The following is a 16348-nucleotide window of genomic DNA, read 5'->3' as shown; positions in this document are numbered from 1 at the left end:
ATCTGGGCCGATCCGGAGGCTTCGCGCATCGTGCTCAACGCCGATGTCGAGAAGATCCTCGTCCCGCTCGACATCTGCGAGGACAACCGCGTTGCCGATTCGATGCTGACGCGCGACGACATCGCCGACATGCAGGCCGTCGCGAGGGACAATCCCGTCCTGGAGATGATCGCCGACAGCTTCCCGATCTACATCGACATCTGGCGCGAGTTCTTCGACCTCGTCGGGTTCCCTATGGACGACGTGATCACCGTGGCGCTGGCTTTCGATCCCGGCCTGGCGACGATGACCGAGCCGCTGTTCGCCGACGTCGTCCTCGACGGCAGGCTGGCGCGCGGCCAGACCGTCGCCTATCGCGGCCGGCAATTGCTGCCCGGCGGCGGGCCCAAGACCACCCGCATCTGCACCGGCCTGGACGGCCGGCGTTTCCTCGACGGCTTCAAGAAAACCATAGCGCGCTACGAGCGGGCGGCGTGAAAGACGACATGATGACCAAGCCAACTCCTATCCTGTTCGACTGCGACCCCGGCCACGACGACGCCATCGCGCTGGTCATGGCGCATCGCTCGCCGGCCATCGAACTACTCGGCGTCACCACGACCTGCGGCAATGCGGAAGTCGAGAAGACGACGGCCAATGCCTTGCGCATCCTGGAATATATTGGCGCCGGCGACGTGCCTGTCGCGCAGGGCTGCCACCGCCCGCTGGCGCGCCCGCTGGTACTCGGCACCGCCGATGGCCCAAGCGGCCTCGAGGGCTCGCCCTACCTGCCGCAGGCGACGATCAAGCCGGTTGACCAGCACGCCGTCGATTTCCTGGCCGACAGACTGCGCGCCGCGCCCGAACCGATCCTGGTCGTTGCCACCGGCCCGCTCAGCAATGTCGGCCTGATGATCCTCAAGCATCGCGACGTGCTGCCCAAGATCAAGGAGCTGATCTGGATGGGCGGCGTGTTCTACCGCAAGAGCGAGATCATCACGCCGACCGAGTTCAACGCGTTCTGCGACCCCGAAGCGCTGAAGATCGTTCTGGACAGCGGCGTGCCGATCCTGATGGTCGGCCTAGACGTCACCATGCAGGTGCTGATCGAGGCGCCGCAATATGCCGAACTCGCGACCATCGACACGCCGCTCGGCCGGCTCGTCAACGACTGGCTGCTGTTCTACGAGAAGCTGCACCGCAACTCGATGGGCGTCGGCGGCGCCATGCACGATCCCTTGGCGCTGGCGCTGGCCATCGACCCGACATTGGTGCGCACGCGCCCTGCCCATATCGGCGTCGATCTGTCCGGCACCTACGCCTTCGGCGCGACCATCGCCGATTACTGGGGCGAACGCGGCGAAAAGGACAATGCCCGCATCGCCCATGAGGTCGACGCGGACCGCTTCTTCAAGCTGATGTTCGATCTGCTGCGGGATTGAACGGAGCGCAGCGGCGCAGGCAGCGTCAGACGATAGGAATTTTTTCTTGACTCGCTGCACTCAGCTATGGTACATTTTTGCCTATGGTGCTGATTTGCGCCAGTGACCCGCCGCACAGGCGGGTTTTTCGTTTGCTCCGTCAAATCTCCGCGCGACAAATTCAGCTGCGTGAGATGTCAGGGTCAGTTGAGCTGGTTGAGGATTCCAGAGCTGCTCGCGACCGTCAAACTCCGGTAGATCAGGAACGCCAGCGTACAGATCGCGGCCAGCGAGATCGGCACGCCGAACGGCACCACGCCCTTGCGGTCCAGATGCTGCACGACAAGGCGAAAAGCGCCCGCCGGCAGCATGAGCGGGTTTTTCACGATGACCGCGGTGGCCAAAGCGAAAACCAGGAGCAGCACTGAAAACACCGCGAGAGCGCCGCCGCTGATCAGGAATGGCACCACTGCCAGCAGCTTGACGTCGCCGGCGCCGATCTTGCGCAAGACCCAGAAGGGCAAGAGTGCGACGAACAGCAGAAGTCCGGCGAGAGCGCTCAGCCCCATGTCCCACCACGAGCCGGACTGGAGCGACAGCAGCAGCAGGCCCCCGGCGCCCAGGCAGAGCAGCAGCAGGACGTCGCGATTGGAAATCTTCTGCGTCTTGAAGTCGAGCCAGCCAATCCTTGCCAGCAGAGGGATGGCGAGCACCTTCAGCAGCAGCGCTTCGACGAGCAGCATGCTAGCGCTCGACGTTCTGCACGCTTGACGACAAAAGCTTCAGATTGTTGGCGACGGTCGGGTCGTTGGGCGCCAGTTCGTATGCCTTGAGGAAGTTCGAACGAGCATCCTGCAGCTTGCCGCGCAGCAGGTAGGAATAGCCGACATTGTTGTAATATTCGGGCGTCGCGCCGACCAGCTTGAACGCCTTGGCATAGGCCTTGTCGGACAGGTCGAAGCGGTGGATCCGGTCGGTGCAGGCGGCAAGTCCCATCCAGGCGTTGCCATCATTGGGCGCCAGTTGCGTCGCCTTGAAGAACAGCGCGCCGGCATTGCCGTAATTCTCGGCACGGAACTGGTTCTTGGCCTCGGCGACGGCTTGGTCCGAGGCGTAATATTCGACATCGCTGACCGTCTTCAGCCCATCGAAAGCATCGCCAAAAGACGTCACGTCGCCTTTCGACGGCTCGTTCGTGCGGACGACACCGTCGGTTATGTCCGCCGTCTGGCAGCCGGCAAGCATTATCAACAGACAGGCTGCCGCCGCGTTAGCCCTCTTCATATAGATTCCCCCAAGGGTCTCCGACCTCATATTAGAATCAGATCATACACGCAACTAGAAGAAAACGCCTCTCATGCGGATGATCACCGGTAGCATGATAACCATCATAACCACAGGGAAGATACAAAGCCCCAACGGAATCATCATCTTCACAGGCAGAGAATTGGCGCGTTCCTCTGCACTCAGAATCCGCTGGCTGCGCATCTCTTCGCTATAAACGCGCAAAGCGTCGGTCAGGCTTGTGCCGAGTTCTTCCGACTGCCGAAACAGCACAGCCAACGCGCGCGCCTCGTCAAGGCCGATGCGGTCCGACAGTTCGCGCAGTGCTTCCCGCAGCGGCTTGCCGGCGCGCAACTGCAAATTCATGATCGCAAGCTGGATGCCGAGCCATTTGTGCGTGCCGGCGAGTTCACCGCTGACGCGCTCCACCGCCGCCTCCAGGCTCATACCTGCATCGGCGCAGGTGATCATCATGTCCATGAAGTCAGGGAAGCCGCGACGATAGATCTCCTTCTGTGAACTCTCGAAACGATCGAGCATAACGCTTGGAATTACAATGCAGGCGAGCCCGAACAGGCCCGCCCCGCCAAGGCTTATGAAAGAGGGCAAGGAAGGCGGGAGCACTCGAGTCAGAAGCGCATAGGCAGCCAGAAACCCTACACAGACCGCACCAAGGCGCGACAGGGTATAGAAGAGCGGAGCGCTTGGCTGATAAAAGCCTGCCCGAAAGAGCTTGGCGTCGAGGGCACTTGGCTCGTCCCGCTCCTTTTCAATCGATCGAAAATACGCATCGACCGGCCGCTGCGCTGCCATCTTGGCAAGTTGCTCCTGTCCAGCGAGCGAACGGCGATCGGCAATACCTTCGGCCATCAGGCTTTGTGCGACCAGCCTTCGTGTTTGGAGCGCCGGCAGAAAAACAAGCGCGCCAAACAGAAAAAGCGCCACTGCCGCCAAGAAGACGGAGGCAGAGACCAGAACGCTGAGATCTTGGATAGTCGACAACAAGTCTATGCCTCGCTCCTACTAGAAATCGAAACTGACCATTCGGTACATGATAAAGTCACCAAGCAGCGCCCACAGCCCAAAAATCAGGAACACTGGCATGACCACCGGATCATGCCATATTTTGCCGTAGTAAGTCGGCGCAGTAAGCTGAAGAAGCAGAAACATCACGAGCGGGAACAGTGAGATAATCCATGCGGACACGCGACCCTCGGCCGAAAGCGCCCTGATCCTCCTCCTGAGTTTCTGCCTTTCGCGCAGCACCGACGAAAGATTCGACAAAATTCCGGTCAGATTGCCGCCTGTCTTGGACTGGATGGAGAGAGAAACCGACAGGAGATGAAGGCCGTCAAAGCCAACGCGTTGGGAAAGCTTTCGTACGGCCTGCTCGATGCTGAGACCAAAGGTGATTTCATCGGAGACGATGCCGAATTCGGTACCGAGTGGGTCGGGCATCTCACGGGCGACGAGTCCAACCGCGACCGAAGCCGGATGTCCGGCGCGCAACGAACGAACAATCATGTCCAGTGCGTCAGGGAGTTGCTTGGCGAATTTCTGGATCCGCTTGGCGCGCGCGCGGCGAAGAACGATAAGCGGCAGCACAAATCCGACCACCACAAAGACAATGGACGACACCAAGGTCGAAAAGCCCAAAAGGAACGATACCAGCAACGCCAACACCAGCCCCGCTAGAAGGAATGTCACGGCGAAAGACAGCGGATTTCCGGTAATGCCGGATTGGGTGTAGAGCCTGTTCAGTCCGATCAGACCGAAAAGAAAGTCTCCCGATTGCGACAGCCCGCGTTCGCGCAGCAAACCTTGCAAGGTCTGTTCGGCCGAAACGTCATCAGTCAGCCGCCTCAACCGATGGTTGATCGCGCCAATCCGTGAACGGCGTTTGGCGAAGGAAAGGTACATGGCCTCTCCGGCGAGAATGACCGAAGCCGCCGCCAGCATGTAGATAAAGTACAGCAAAGCTTGACCCGTCGGCATCAGAGGGCAACCTGCGGGTTAAAGGCGTCCTTGGCAAAATGATGGCCAAGCGTCGCGGCCTCCGGAGCGAAGCGCGGACGGACACCGGTCGCGCGAAAGTCTCCGATGACTTTGCCCTCGGCAGTGACCTCACGGCGAACGAAGTGATAGATTTCCTGAAGCTGGACGACATTGCCCTCCATGCCGGTCAGTTCCGATATGGAGGTGACACGCCGTCCTCCGTCCGAAAGACGCTGCGTCTGCACGATGATGTCGATGGCCGAGGCGATCTGCGCCCGGATTGAATCATGCGTCATCGGCATGCCGGCCATGCCGACCATCTGCTCCAGCCGCGAGATCGCGTCGCGCGGCGTGTTGGCATGGATGGTCGTCATCGAGCCTTCATGGCCGGTGTTCATCGCCTGCAGCATGTCGAAGGCTTCCTCGCCGCGCACCTCGCCGACGATGATGCGATCCGGCCGCATGCGAAGCGCGTTCTTCAGCAATTCGCGCTGGCGAACTTCGCCCCGACCCTCGACGTTGGGCGGGCGCGTCTCGAGCCGCCCGACATGCGGCTGCTGCAGTTGCAACTCGGCCGCATCCTCGATGGTGATAAGCCGCTCCTTGGAAGGTATGTAGCTCGACAGCGCATTGAGCAAAGTCGTCTTGCCGCTGCCGGTGCCGCCCGAAACCAGGATCGATTTGCGCGCCTGCACAGCGATCCGCAGCAGTTCGATCATCGGCGGGCGGATCGAATTGAACGCCATCAAACGCTCAAGCGAATAGGGATTTTTCGAGAATTTGCGGATCGACACCAGCGGGCCGTCGACCGATACCGGCCGCACCGCGATGTTGACGCGTGAACCGTCTTCCAACCGCGCATCGACCATCGGCGACGACTCATCGACACGCCTGCCGATAGCCGAAACGATCTTGTTGATGACGCGCAGCAGATGCGCCTCATCCCGAAACCGGATCGGCGTTTCTTCGACGATGCCACGCCGCTCTATGAAAACGCGCTTGTGGGTGTTGATCAAAATATCGGTAATCGAATCGTCCTTGAGCAGCGGTTCGATCGGTCCGAGACCCAGCATCTCGTCGGCGGTGTCGCTGGTCAGTTGATCAAGTTCGCGCGCGTTCAGCGGCACCGCACGAGCGCGAACGAACTCGCGCACGATCGGACGGATCTCGTTCAGGATCTCATCCTTGGAGGCATTTTCAAGAGCGGTCAAATTGAACCGGTCGATCAAGTGGCGATGCAACTCGACCTTGATCGTCAGAAGATCGTCGCCATGCGCCTCAATATCAGCAGTTGGTGAAAGGGCAGAAGCAACAGGCAGCACAGTCAGCGGCTCGACCTTTGTCACTGCATGCTGTTCGCCTGCCCCCTTGATGAACCGCCCCAGCATAGCCGCTTATACTCCCCTCGGACTCACATTAGAGGAAACTAACTGTTAACCAAGGGAGGCACAAGCGCCCAGGCTGCTCGCACATCCGCAATACTTTTACCATAGTTAATATCATGAGCCTGAAATAACGTGTTTATTTGATACGGATCCCCGCACACGTTCAGAGCATCAATCCGGCTTTCCGCGCCTGCCTGCTTTTCAGCCCCACACCGCTCGGAGACACCGCTAAGCCTCTAGATATAAACGAATATGCGATATTCCTAATGCTTCCACAATCCTGCCACATCCGGAGCTAAATTGTGAACGAATGGTTAAGGCAGTCGAAAAATGATACTAATCAACCTGTTGGCAGCATTCCGAACCGTAATCTTCTTGCCGAATCATGTACAGGAAAGTTAAGGAACTCTTAATCTCGTTTGACTCTGCGTTTTCTCGGGACCTAGGATCGAGATGACGGGGGATGCTCGGGTATGGATTTCATCCTTGGCTCTGTCTCGTCGGGTTCAAACCTCCAAAGGGAGAAATTGACATGAAGAAGCTCATGACGATGACCCGGCAGTTCCGCGACGACGAAAACGGCGCTGCCATGGTCGAATATTCCATCCTTATCGGCATTATCGCCACAGCGTCGATCCTGGTGATCATCGGCATCGGCACTTGGGTGACGGGCTCTTTCACAGAGCTTTGCAACAATCTGATCGCGGTTGGTGATCTCACCGCCTGTGCGCCCGCCGCCGCCGGCTGATTTCTCAATTTCGGGCCCGGGTCGTTTGATCCGGGCCTGAAAACCGGTCGCTGCGAGCGATTCTCCGCACTACTATTAACTTGGGGCTTGGGGCTATGCGCGCCAATACAGTTATAATGGTCGTCCTCGCCGGCGTGTTCGGCGTGCTGGCGGTGGTGCTCGCCAATATCTGGCTGGCAGGCCAGCGTAATGCGATGGCGAAGGGAGATGGCGCCCAGCGCGACACGGTCGTGGTGGCAGCTATGCCGCTGAAGTTCGGCGACCCGTTGAGCGCTGACAAGTTGCGCGAAATTCCGTGGCCGGCGGGCGCAGTACCGGCAGGTGCGTTCAAGACGACAAAGGAAGCACTGGCCGGCGAAGGCACACGGCAGGCGCTTCAGACAATCAGCGCCAATGAGCCTATTCTTACCAGCAAGATCACTGGTCCAGGCCAGCGCGCCACGCTATCGGCTGTGCTCGGCGAGGGCATGAAGGCCGTGTCCATCCGGGTTAACGACGTGCTAGGGGTCGCAGGCTTCGTCTTCCCAGGTGACCGGGTCGATGTGCTGCTGACGCGGACGGCGCGCGGCGATGGTGGCGCCGACCAAAGTTTTGTCGATGTGCTGCTACAGAGTATGAAGGTGCTCGCGGTCGACCAGGTGGCCGACGAAAGCAAGGACAGCCCGACGGTCGTGAAATCGGTGACGCTCGAGGCCAGCACCAAGGACGCCCAGAAGCTCACACTGGCGGCAGGGGCCGGCCAATTGTCGCTGGCGCTGCGCCAAGCCGCCGCCAACAAGGGCGAGATGACCGAGCGGGTGACACTTTCCGACCTGACCGGCGAAACGCCGGCAGACGTCGCCGCCAGGCAGGCGGAACTCGACAGGAAGGCAGCGGCGGAAGCGGAGGCTGCAGCCGAGCGCAAGCGCGCTGAGGACAAGATCGCCGGGCTGACACAGGCCGTGGAGCGGGTGGGAAGCCGCCTCGATGATCTGGGAAAGGCAAAGCCTGCTCCGGCCGTGGCGCCCGAAGTCGTTAAGGAAGTGGTCAAATATGTCACACCCGAGCCACCGGCGCGTGCTACCGTGGGCGTTTTTCGGGGCGTGAAGCTTGAAACATACGACGTGCCGCGACAACAATAACAGAGTGCGGCGAAACGGAACGGGCTGCCGCCGGCAGCGAGTGGGAGACGGGGATGCAGGGGTCTTGGTTGAGGGTGGCGGCCGCGTTGTCCTGTCTGGCAGCGCTGTTGCTTTCAGGACTGGCGGCAAGTGCAGCCGACCGCTTCATCGACGTGTCGACCCCCAGCGTGCACCGGATTTTCCTGCCGATGTCGCAATCGGTGACGATCCAGGTGAGTGCCAATCTGGGTGACATCGTCGTTGGCGACGAGAAGATCGCCGATGCGCAGCCGATGACCGACCGCACGCTCTATGTGATCGGCAAGGGCGCCGGCACCACCACCGTCAATCTGTTCTCCACGGACAAGCGCTCGCTCGGCGCCCTGCAAATCGAGGTCGGCGTCGACGTCAGCGACATGGCGCAGGCAATCCGCCAGGTGGCGCCGAAGTCACGCATCGAAATCGGCTCGGTCAACGGCAAGGTCAGGCTCGGCGGCCATGTCAAGGACGGCGCCACGCTGGCAGCCATCCTGGAGGTCGCGCAGCAATACGGCCCCAACGCGATCATCAACTCGGTGATCGTAGACGACAGCCAGCAGGTCAATCTCGAAGTGCGCGTGCTGGAAGCCAAGCGCAATGCCGGCCGCGATCTCGGCGTGTCGATCCAGAGCAGAAACAGCAGCGGTACGACCCGGGTTGGAACTGGCGTCGCCACCGTCGACAAGGACGGAGCAGTGCTTGGCGCAGGCGATCTCGTCAGCGGCCTCCTGTCTAACAGCAATCCGTTTGCGGCGCTTATCACACGGGTCATCGACAGTAATATCAAAGTCGATTTGATCATCGAGGCGCTTGAGTCGAAGGGGGTGGTACGGACTTTGGCCGAACCGAACCTCACCACCCTCTCCGGAGAACCAGCTAATTTCAACGCGGGCGGCGAAGTGCCCGTGCGTCGCATTGTCGATGATGAGGTCGTCATCGAATACAAACAGTTTGGCGTCAATCTTACGTTCACGCCCGTCGTGCTCGCCGACGACAAAATTCACATCAAGCTTGCCCCAGAAGTCAGCGACCTGACCGGCTTCACCACCGCCGGCGATCCGATCTTCACCAATCGCAAACTGGCAACAGTGGTGGAGTTGCGCGACGGACAGAGCTTCGCGGTCGGCGGACTCCTATCCAGCAAGAGCGTCAAGAACCAGAACCAAGTCCCATGGCTCGGCCAGGTGCCCATCGTTGGTGCTCTATTCCGCAATTCGAGCAGCCAGAAAGAAGAAACCGAACTGGTTATCATCGTCACGCCGCATATCGTGCGACCAGTGAAGCCCGGCGAGCAGCTGGCCACGCCGTTCGACAAGACGCGGCCCGCCAACGATCCGGAATTCTTCGTGCTCGGCCAGCTTGAAGTAACCAAGGACATGGTCCGCAAGTATGAACTGGGCGAAGGCGTCACCGGCCCCTATGGCCACATGCTCGACTTCAAATCGAAGGACAAGATGCTCTATGTCAAAAAATAGCGCCTTGATCCTCATCCTGTGCGCCGGTGCGCTGTCGGGCTGCGCCGCCGACTATCTGAACCACTATGATTCGGTGACCTTGGCGGCCGGCGACACGCAGAAATTCAACTCGATGCTGCAGACGGTCGATCCGCTCAATCCGGCTTCCAGGAACACGAAGATCGAAGGCGACGGCGCACGCGCGGCATCTGTAGCCCAGCGCTACAAATTTCCGCCGCCACCGCCACCGCCGCCGGCCATCACGGTCAATGTCGGCACACCAACGAACTAGGACATCGAACAGAGGGATGCGGTTTCAGCACGCCAGGCAGTACGAGGAAACCTGGCGTCAGGGGAGCAAAGAGTAACGCCATGCTGCGAACCATTCGCGCGTTCTGGCAAGACCAGAGGGGAATAGCGCTGATCCTCGTCAGCATCACGCTGCCGGCGCTCATCGGCTTTTCACTGCTGGCAATCGACATGAGCCGGGTCAACAACCTCCACAACGATCTCCAGAAGGGCGCGGACGCCTTTGCACTTGCGGCGGCAGCGGAACTGGACGGGTCGAGCGGTTCCTGGGCGCGGGCAGAGCGTGCCATGGCCATGCTGGTCGACAACGAGAGCAACTTCTCAACGGCAGGCCGGGTTGGACTGACTTCCGGTCAACCGGGCGGCACGCAGGTGTGCAATAGTGCCGGGAGCATATCCTGGTGCTTCTTGAAAGCTATTCCCGCGAATGACGGAACCAGGATAACAACCGCCAATCAGGTCAATTATCTAGCCAATGCTAGTCCTGCGGCTGGAGAGCTTGAGACGCGGTTCATCCAAGTGACGGTCGTTCCCACTGGCTTTGCCGCGATCTTCCCAGCCTCTTTTGTCACAGCCGGTGCAAGCGGCAGCTTCAATGTCGATGCAGTCGCCGTCGCAGGTTTCACCTCCGGTGTGTGCAACTACACCCCAGTCTTCATGTGTAACCCATACGAGATGGTGAACGGGACGAACTCAGCAGGCGGCGTTACGCTCGAGCAGGCTGCGGCGGATCCGGCAGTCCGTCGCCGGCTTATCGAATTGCGTACGGTAGGAAACAACGCTGCGTACGGCCCGGGTAATTTCGGTTTCCTTGAGCCGCCAGCCGGTGTAGGTAACGGGGCGCAAGCGCTCGCGCAGACGATCGCCACATCGACGCCCATTGGATGCTATTCGGCGCAGGGCGTAAGCACCAAGACTGGCCAGAATACAGGACCAGTCCAGGATGCGTTCAATGTCCGCTTTGGCATCAGATCGAGCGGCAACCAATTCAACAGCCCTGAATATGGACCCGCCGCCAACGTCCGAAAGGGCGCATCCTCCGGAGGAGGTGGCAATGGCAATGGGGGCGGCAACCAGTGCCCACAATATAACCAGTTGACGTTCGGCACCCCAAATATGGGCCTGCCAAGGGATGTCACAACGCCGTATATGGGCGGTCGGATGGGCGATGGAAACTGGAGCTTTTCCACCTATTGGAGCACCAACTTCGGTTCTGCTTCTTATCCCGCTTCATGGGCCACGAACACGCCAACCCGCTATGACGTTTATAAATATGAGATGTCGGCGGGGCTGGTCGGAACAGCTTCGGCAGGTGGCGAGGTAGGAACGCCGCCGAGTTCTTGCCAGCCACCGGTTACAACTGTCGATCGCCGCCTTCTATATGGCGCGCTCCTAGACTGTAGTGCACTACAAGCGGCTGGAAATGATCTGAACGGCAACAGCACGAATCTTCCTGTCAAAGCATTTGCCAGTTTCTTCATTACCGAGCCAGTCGGAGGCGCCTCAACCGGAGCGTCGGTCATGGTGGAGCTTGTCGACATAACGGGACGCGGCGGCCAGGGCACGCTCGACAATTTCCTTCGCGACGAAGCCCAGCTCTATCGGTGACGGCTATGATCGCAAAGCTCTACCACCATCTGCATAGATTCAGACACGATCGGAGTGGGACGGCGCTTGTCGAGATGGCGCTGATCGCCCCACTAATGCTGGTCCTGTCGGCGGGTGTCTTTGAATTCGGCAATCTGATCCACGAAAAGCTGCTGATGGAGGCCGGGCTTTCGGACGGTGCCCGCTTTGCCGCGCGCTGCAACAGTCAGTTGTATACCAATGCTGGATTGACCATCGACTGCGCCAACATTGCAACCAACATCGCGGTGTTCGGCAATGCCGCCGGCACTGGCAACGCCCGCGTCAACGGCTGGCAGAAAGCGGATGTTACAGTGACCATCGCCGCCTCAGGCTCTTGTCATGACGCCGTTGTCGCCGGTGTCACCCAATATCGCTCCACCACCGCACAGGTCTGCATCGTCAGGGCCGCCGGCACTCTGGACTACAGCGACGTGGGAATGTTGTCGCTTCTCAGCATCGGGCCGATCACGCTCAACGGCTTTCACGAGGAGCGGTTGATCCGGTTCTGATCATGATCAAGCGTTTCACAAAATCGGACGCCGGCGCGGCGATGGTGGAGATGGCCATCGTAACGCCGCTACTGTTTACGCTCGTGCTGGGCTTCGTCGATTTCGGTTATGCGCTGTATCAATGGAACGCGGCGACAAAAGCCGTTCAGCTCGGCGCCCGTCTGGCGTCGATCTCTGATCCGGTTGCAACCGCGCTGGCGACAGCCGCGCCAATCTCGGCACCGGGCGCGCCGGTGGTGGCGGCCGCCTATGGCCCGTTCGAATGTACATATACCGCCGGCACCGGAGCTTGCACCAATGGCGGCGCCTTCGATGCCGTCAAATTCAGCCGCATCTTTCGCGGCGACACGACCTACACCAATGACGATACCTGTCCGGAAATCACCCCGGCCCAGCGACCAACCACGCGGCCCGGCATGTGCCATTTCTTTCCGCGCCTGCACCGCGACAACATAGTGGTCACCTACAGCGCAACGGGCCTTGGCTATCAGACCCGGCTGGGAGGGCCGGTGCCGACGATCACCGTCAGCCTGAAGACCATCACCTTCGAATTCTTCTTCCTGGGCGGTCTGCTTGGATTCGACAACCTTACCATGCCCTCCATGCTGAGCACGGTCACGGGCGAAGATTTAAAGAGTACCGCGTCATGAATGCCATCAACACCAAGGTTACGCCGACCAAGCGCAAGCAGGTTGCGCTGTTTTCGTCGGATCCGAATTTCAAGCGGGATGTGGCGACGCGGCTCGATGCGCTGGCGATCTATGATGTCAGGGTTTCCGAGACGAGCGACTTCCTCAAGGGGCCGCCGGCCGATACGCGGCCGGGCATCGTCATCCTCGATCTCGGCAATGGCGAGCTGCTCGGCAGGGCCGGCATCGTCGAGGCGCGCGCGCTGTGGGCCAGCGTGCCGCTGATCGCGGTTTCCGACGAGCTGACCTCGGAGCAGACGCGTGTGCTGGTGCGCATGAACGCCTCGGACTGGCTGCACAAGCCGCTCGACGGCAAGGAGCTGCTCAATGCGGTGACCTTCCACGACACCGGCAACCAGGGAACGAAGAGCCGGATCATCACCTTCATCGGCGCCAGCGGCGGCGCCGGCGCCACGACGCTAGCGCTGTCGGCGGCCGAATTCCTGGCGTCGAAATCGGCTGAGCGCGCGGCGTCCACCTGTCTCGTCGACCTCGATTTCCAGAGCGCCAATTGCGGCGCCTATCTCAATTTGTTCAACCAGTTCGACCTTGCCGGCATCATCGGCCAGCCAGAACGGCTCGATGTCGAGCTGATGGACGTCATCAAGCTGTCGCGCCCGTCCGGCCTCACCCTCTACGCATTCGAACGGCCGCAACTGCCCTTCGAGCCGCATGGCAGCGATTTCGTCTTCCGGCTGCTCGACCTCGTCGCCTACCGCTTCGACGACATCGTCATCGACCTGCCCAATCTGGAAACGCCCTGGCACAATTCCGTGCTGTCGACGAGCGACGAGATCTTCATCGTCTTCGAACTCAATGTCGCGTCGCTGCGGCAAGGCAAGCGGCTCTACAAGAAAATCCGCGAGCTGCGCGGCAATGCGGTCAGCATCACGCTGGTCGCAAACAAGCACAAGCGCAAATGGTTCGGGAACCATTTTTCGCGCAGCGAGCTCGAAAAGATCTTCAAGGCGCCGCACATCAAGTCGGTCGCGCTCGACAATGCGCTCCTGACCGATGCGCTGAACAGGGCCATCCCGCCTTCCGAAGTCGATGGGCGGGCGCGCTTCAACAAGGATCTGAAGCGCATGTTCAAAGAGCGGCTCGATGATGCTGCCCGATAGATATCGGATCGCCCCGAAGCTCGCCGGCGCCTGCGTGCTCGGCGTGGCGCTGGCGCTGTCCGTCCACGACTTGGCCCAGGCGCGATCGGCGCTTTCGGAGCGGCCGCCGCTGCCGGCGATGGGTCCCAGCCTGCGCAAGGCCGTTGCCTTCGCAACCGCCGAGCAGCCGGGCACGATCGTCATCCGCAAGGACGAGAAGGCGCTTTACCTGGTGACCCGCCAGGGCCAGGCGCTGCGCTACCAGATCAGCGTCGGGCGCGACGGGTTCGGCTGGACCGGCATCGTCAAGGTCGGGGCGAAGACCGAATGGCCGGAGTGGCGCCCGCCGCAGGAAATGCGCGCCCGCCAGCCGGAGCTGCCGAAAATGGTGCCCGCCGGCCCCTACAACCCGCTCGGCGCAAGGGCGCTCTACCTCTCGCGGGACGGGCGCGACACGCTCTACCGCATACACGGCACCAACGACCCGTCGGGTGTCGGCTTCGACGGGACATCGGGCTGTTTTCGTCTCACCAACACGGATGTGATCGATCTTTTCAAACGCGTCGCGGTTGGCGCAAAGGTGGTGGTCCAATGACGATGATCAGCGAACCGGACATGCCGGCGATCGATATCGGAAACCAGGAACAGCGCGAACCGGTTGCCACCGAGAAATTCAGCAAGGCAAAGACGATCGGCGCCATCGTCGCCGGTGGCGCGCTTCTGATCACCGCGGTCAACATGGCGGCCGCGGTCTATCTCTATCGGGGCATGAGCGACCTCCGTTTCGTCGAGGCGCGGCTGGAGCAGCTCGGCGCGTTCGAGCAGCGGATCGCGGCCCGGCTCGACACGGTCAACAACGGTTTTCAGAGCCGGTTCGAGAAACTGGACAGCCAGTTGCAAGGCAGCTTCAACGAGATCGATGCCGGCATTGCCCGGCTGGGGCAGAATGTGCCGGTCGCTGGCGGCGAGGGCATGCCGGGTGCGGAAGAACCGTCCGAATTCGCCACCAGCACGCTGGCGCAAGCGCCCGAAGCGCTCGACGGCGAGAGCGCGAGCGAGCCAGGCGTCATCGAGGCGCCCGCACCCAGGAGGAGAATCGCATCGGCGTCGCCGCCTGCTCCAAGCTCCAACTACCAGCGCATCCAGCAGCCCGACGGCAAGGTCTATTACCGCCGGATCAACTAGACGCCATTGCTCTAGAGATCGCGCTGCAGCGCCAGGATGCGGATGGCCCGGACGGACCGCTCCCGCGCCTCAGTGAGGAAGGCGATGTGGCAGTAGGCACAGGCCACGATGCCAAAAAGCAGCACCAGGCTGTTCTTCAAGGTGAAATCGACGGCCAGCGAATACGGAAGACCCTTGGGCGAGGTGAATTCGGCAATCGTGCTCGCCGTTTCCGAATGGCTGCCGACGGCGATCATCAGGCCAGCGAAAATCAGGGCGACATGGTTGGCGAGGAACGAGAATGCCGATTTTTTGGTGTGGCACGCTATCCAGCAGACGATCGCTGCGGCGGCAAGGATGACGGCGTCGATAGCCATGGAGCCGCCCAGCCAGACATCGACCTGCTGCCAAAGCACCGTCGACAGAGGGCGCAGTTCAAGCCATAGCCACCATGCGGTAGGGCTGGCCGGATAGGCGCCCAGCAACAAGGTCGCCATGCGCTCCCCTGCCAGGACCGCCAGAATGAGAAACGGAAAGGCGAAAAGCAGAAGCGGCTGGCGTTTCATGTTCCCTCGACAATCTGCAAGCCAGGATAGGCCGTATAGATTGCTTAAGACTTAACAGCCTACTTCCGGCCCTCTCCCGATTGCGAGCGTTCGAGGACGGCAAAGAAGATCACGGTGAGCAGAAGGACGATCAGCAGCAGCACGAAAGCGGCCGCCGCGCCTTCGTTGAGCGAAAGGCCGAGAAAGGCACGGCGGTAGGCAAAGAAGCTCAGCACTTCGGTCGCATTGCCCGGCCCGCCCTTGGTCAGGACATAGGGCAGATCGTAGGTCCGGAACTCGTTGATCAGCTGGATGATGATGGTGATCGCCGCGACCGGCCGCAGCATCGGCAGGGTGATGTAGAAGAATTGCTGCCAGCCGCGCGCGCCATCCACTTCAGCCGCCTCATAGGGATCTCGCGGCAAAGCGGCGAGCCCCGCGGCGAGGATCAGCACGACGAAGGACATTTGCTGCCAGATGTCGATCGCCGCCATCGTCCAGAGCGCCATGCCTGGCGTGCCTAGCCAGTCGAGGCGCGGCAGGCCGAACGTTTCCATCAGATGATTGGCGATGCCGAGATTGGGCTGGAGCAGCATGCGCCAGATCAAAGCGACGCTGATCGGCGACATCGCCATGGGAATGGTCAGAACCGCGAAATAGACCGGCTTCATCCGGACCGTCCGGTTGAGCATCAGGGCGATGCCGAGCCCGATCACGAATTCGCCGACCACCGTCACCGCCGAATAGCGCACGGTGAGCCAGAGCGCGTTCCAGAACAGATCATCGCCGATCATCGAGGCGAAATTCTTGAACCCGACAAGCGGCAGAAGCTGCGGCTTGATCAAGGTCATCGAGGAGATCGAGAGGATGCAGGCATAGGCCAGGGGAAAGCCCATCACGATCGCCAGCAGCAGCAGGCCGGGCAAGGCAAAGGCCCAGCCGGTCCGCCATTCGCGGCCACGGGCAGCCAATCCTTTTTTGATCGCATTGAACATCGT

Annotated in this window: 19 protein-coding genes; 12 read left to right on the top strand and 7 right to left on the bottom strand. The window is 60.7% G+C overall.

Annotated elements, in window-relative coordinates; all coding sequences use genetic code 11:
* A partial coding sequence (locus EOD15_RS12270; RefSeq protein ID WP_148129533.1) for a nucleoside hydrolase occupies positions 1 to 477 on the top strand: 477 nt, incomplete at its 5' end.
* Positions 474 to 1421 (top strand): nucleoside hydrolase, encoded by a 948-nt coding sequence (locus tag EOD15_RS12265; protein ID WP_164761903.1) that lies wholly within the window; start codon positions 474 to 476, stop codon positions 1419 to 1421. The genes EOD15_RS12270 and EOD15_RS12265, both read left to right, overlap by 4 nt.
* 182 nt (positions 1422 to 1603) lie before the next feature.
* Here EOD15_RS12265 and EOD15_RS12260 read toward each other — a convergent pair whose 3' ends face one another.
* Genes EOD15_RS12260 through EOD15_RS12240 form a run of 5 tightly spaced genes read right to left on the bottom strand, consistent with a single transcriptional unit; the run spans position 1604 to position 6067 of the window.
* Positions 1604 to 2143 (bottom strand): prepilin peptidase, encoded by a 540-nt coding sequence (locus tag EOD15_RS12260; RefSeq protein WP_127321860.1) that lies wholly within the window; start codon positions 2141 to 2143, stop codon positions 1604 to 1606.
* A 1-nt stretch (position 2144) separates the two neighbouring features.
* Positions 2145 to 2684, bottom strand: a complete 540-nt coding sequence (locus tag EOD15_RS12255) for a tetratricopeptide repeat protein (protein ID WP_127321861.1) — start codon at positions 2682 to 2684, stop codon at positions 2145 to 2147.
* A gap of 54 nt (positions 2685 to 2738) precedes the next feature.
* Positions 2739 to 3689, bottom strand: coding sequence for a type II secretion system F family protein (locus EOD15_RS12250; protein WP_127321862.1), 951 nt, complete (start codon positions 3687 to 3689; stop codon positions 2739 to 2741).
* Between the two features lie 18 nt (positions 3690 to 3707).
* Positions 3708 to 4679, bottom strand: coding sequence for a type II secretion system F family protein (locus EOD15_RS12245; protein ID WP_127321863.1), 972 nt, complete (start codon positions 4677 to 4679; stop codon positions 3708 to 3710).
* On the bottom strand, positions 4679 to 6067 hold the full coding sequence (locus EOD15_RS12240; protein ID WP_127321864.1) for a CpaF family protein: 1389 nt from the start codon (positions 6065 to 6067) through the stop codon (positions 4679 to 4681). The genes EOD15_RS12245 and EOD15_RS12240 overlap by 1 nt, the downstream gene beginning before the upstream one ends.
* Positions 6068 to 6596: 529 nt before the next feature.
* Between EOD15_RS12240 and EOD15_RS12235 the strand changes: the two genes are divergently transcribed.
* The 10 genes from EOD15_RS12235 to EOD15_RS12190 all read left to right on the top strand — a co-directional run bounded on the left by EOD15_RS12235 (position 6597) and on the right by EOD15_RS12190 (position 14826).
* Positions 6597 to 6812: a Flp family type IVb pilin gene (locus EOD15_RS12235; protein WP_127322737.1), complete on the top strand. Its 216-nt coding sequence runs from the start codon at positions 6597 to 6599 to the stop codon at positions 6810 to 6812.
* A 95-nt stretch (positions 6813 to 6907) separates the two neighbouring features.
* Complete coding sequence (gene cpaB, locus EOD15_RS12230) at positions 6908 to 7933, top strand: Flp pilus assembly protein CpaB (protein WP_127322736.1); 1026 nt, start codon at positions 6908 to 6910, stop codon at positions 7931 to 7933.
* Between the two features lie 53 nt (positions 7934 to 7986).
* Positions 7987 to 9426 carry a type II and III secretion system protein family protein gene (locus EOD15_RS12225; RefSeq protein ID WP_127322735.1) on the top strand — a complete coding sequence of 480 codons (1440 nt, stop codon included), beginning with the start codon at positions 7987 to 7989 and terminating at the stop codon, positions 9424 to 9426.
* Positions 9413 to 9697, top strand: a complete 285-nt coding sequence (locus EOD15_RS12220; protein WP_127408519.1) for a hypothetical protein — start codon at positions 9413 to 9415, stop codon at positions 9695 to 9697. Before EOD15_RS12225 ends, EOD15_RS12220 begins: the two co-directional genes overlap by 14 nt.
* Positions 9698 to 9777: 80 nt before the next feature.
* On the top strand, positions 9778 to 11322 hold the full coding sequence (locus EOD15_RS12215) for a pilus assembly protein TadG-related protein (protein ID WP_127318848.1): 1545 nt from the start codon (positions 9778 to 9780) through the stop codon (positions 11320 to 11322).
* A gap of 5 nt (positions 11323 to 11327) precedes the next feature.
* Positions 11328 to 11852 carry a TadE/TadG family type IV pilus assembly protein gene (locus EOD15_RS12210; RefSeq protein ID WP_127318846.1) on the top strand — a complete coding sequence of 175 codons (525 nt, stop codon included), beginning with the start codon at positions 11328 to 11330 and terminating at the stop codon, positions 11850 to 11852.
* A 2-nt stretch (positions 11853 to 11854) separates the two neighbouring features.
* Positions 11855 to 12502 (top strand): TadE/TadG family type IV pilus assembly protein, encoded by a 648-nt coding sequence (locus tag EOD15_RS12205; protein ID WP_127318844.1) that lies wholly within the window; start codon positions 11855 to 11857, stop codon positions 12500 to 12502.
* Positions 12499 to 13662 (top strand): AAA family ATPase, encoded by a 1164-nt coding sequence (locus EOD15_RS12200; protein ID WP_127318842.1) that lies wholly within the window; start codon positions 12499 to 12501, stop codon positions 13660 to 13662. The genes EOD15_RS12205 and EOD15_RS12200 overlap by 4 nt, the downstream gene beginning before the upstream one ends.
* A complete protein-coding gene (locus tag EOD15_RS12195) occupies positions 13646 to 14236 on the top strand; it encodes a L,D-transpeptidase (RefSeq protein ID WP_127318840.1) in 591 nt (196 codons plus the stop codon). Before EOD15_RS12200 ends, EOD15_RS12195 begins: the two co-directional genes overlap by 17 nt.
* Positions 14233 to 14826 carry a hypothetical protein gene (locus EOD15_RS12190; RefSeq protein ID WP_127318838.1) on the top strand — a complete coding sequence of 198 codons (594 nt, stop codon included), beginning with the start codon at positions 14233 to 14235 and terminating at the stop codon, positions 14824 to 14826. The genes EOD15_RS12195 and EOD15_RS12190 overlap by 4 nt, the downstream gene beginning before the upstream one ends.
* An 11-nt stretch (positions 14827 to 14837) precedes the next feature.
* Here the strand turns inward: EOD15_RS12190 and EOD15_RS12185 are convergent, their stop codons facing one another.
* Both EOD15_RS12185 and EOD15_RS12180 read right to left on the bottom strand, forming a co-directional pair.
* A complete protein-coding gene (locus tag EOD15_RS12185) occupies positions 14838 to 15371 on the bottom strand; it encodes a hypothetical protein (RefSeq protein WP_127318836.1) in 534 nt (177 codons plus the stop codon).
* A 59-nt stretch (positions 15372 to 15430) separates the two neighbouring features.
* The gene (locus EOD15_RS12180; protein ID WP_127318834.1) at positions 15431 to 16345 is read right to left on the bottom strand and encodes a sugar ABC transporter permease; all 915 of its coding nucleotides are present in this window, start codon (positions 16343 to 16345) and stop codon (positions 15431 to 15433) included.
* Positions 16346 to 16348: the final 3 nt, after the last annotated feature.

The sequence above is a fragment of the Mesorhizobium sp. M7A.T.Ca.US.000.02.2.1 genome, assembly GCF_003996995.1.
In the GTDB taxonomy this organism is placed as follows: Bacteria; Pseudomonadota; Alphaproteobacteria; order Rhizobiales; family Rhizobiaceae; genus Mesorhizobium.
This window is presented reverse-complemented; position numbering and strand designations above follow the sequence as displayed.

What these genes read in the sequence shown, in the direction of transcription:
- EOD15_RS12260 (WP_127321860.1), bottom strand. Translation starts at nt 2,143, where the DNA reads ATGCTGCTCGTCGAAGCGCTGCTGCTGAAGGTGCTCGCCATCCCTCTG.
- EOD15_RS12255 (WP_127321861.1), bottom strand. Translation starts at nt 2,684, where the DNA reads ATGAAGAGGGCTAACGCGGCGGCAGCCTGTCTGTTGATAATGCTTGCC.
- EOD15_RS12245 (WP_127321863.1), bottom strand. Translation starts at nt 4,679, where the DNA reads ATGCCGACGGGTCAAGCTTTGCTGTACTTTATCTACATGCTGGCGGCG.
- EOD15_RS12240 (WP_127321864.1), bottom strand. Translation starts at nt 6,067, where the DNA reads ATGCTGGGGCGGTTCATCAAGGGGGCAGGCGAACAGCATGCAGTGACA.
- EOD15_RS12235 (WP_127322737.1), top strand. Translation starts at nt 6,597, where the DNA reads ATGAAGAAGCTCATGACGATGACCCGGCAGTTCCGCGACGACGAAAAC.
- cpaB (WP_127322736.1), top strand. Translation starts at nt 6,908, where the DNA reads ATGCGCGCCAATACAGTTATAATGGTCGTCCTCGCCGGCGTGTTCGGC.
- EOD15_RS12225 (WP_127322735.1), top strand. Translation starts at nt 7,987, where the DNA reads ATGCAGGGGTCTTGGTTGAGGGTGGCGGCCGCGTTGTCCTGTCTGGCA.
- EOD15_RS12220 (WP_127408519.1), top strand. Translation starts at nt 9,413, where the DNA reads ATGTCAAAAAATAGCGCCTTGATCCTCATCCTGTGCGCCGGTGCGCTG.
- EOD15_RS12215 (WP_127318848.1), top strand. Translation starts at nt 9,778, where the DNA reads ATGCTGCGAACCATTCGCGCGTTCTGGCAAGACCAGAGGGGAATAGCG.
- EOD15_RS12210 (WP_127318846.1), top strand. Translation starts at nt 11,328, where the DNA reads ATGATCGCAAAGCTCTACCACCATCTGCATAGATTCAGACACGATCGG.
- EOD15_RS12205 (WP_127318844.1), top strand. Translation starts at nt 11,855, where the DNA reads ATGATCAAGCGTTTCACAAAATCGGACGCCGGCGCGGCGATGGTGGAG.
- EOD15_RS12200 (WP_127318842.1), top strand. Translation starts at nt 12,499, where the DNA reads ATGAATGCCATCAACACCAAGGTTACGCCGACCAAGCGCAAGCAGGTT.
- EOD15_RS12195 (WP_127318840.1), top strand. Translation starts at nt 13,646, where the DNA reads ATGATGCTGCCCGATAGATATCGGATCGCCCCGAAGCTCGCCGGCGCC.
- EOD15_RS12190 (WP_127318838.1), top strand. Translation starts at nt 14,233, where the DNA reads ATGACGATGATCAGCGAACCGGACATGCCGGCGATCGATATCGGAAAC.
- EOD15_RS12185 (WP_127318836.1), bottom strand. Translation starts at nt 15,371, where the DNA reads ATGAAACGCCAGCCGCTTCTGCTTTTCGCCTTTCCGTTTCTCATTCTG.
- EOD15_RS12180 (WP_127318834.1), bottom strand. Translation starts at nt 16,345, where the DNA reads ATGTTCAATGCGATCAAAAAAGGATTGGCTGCCCGTGGCCGCGAATGG.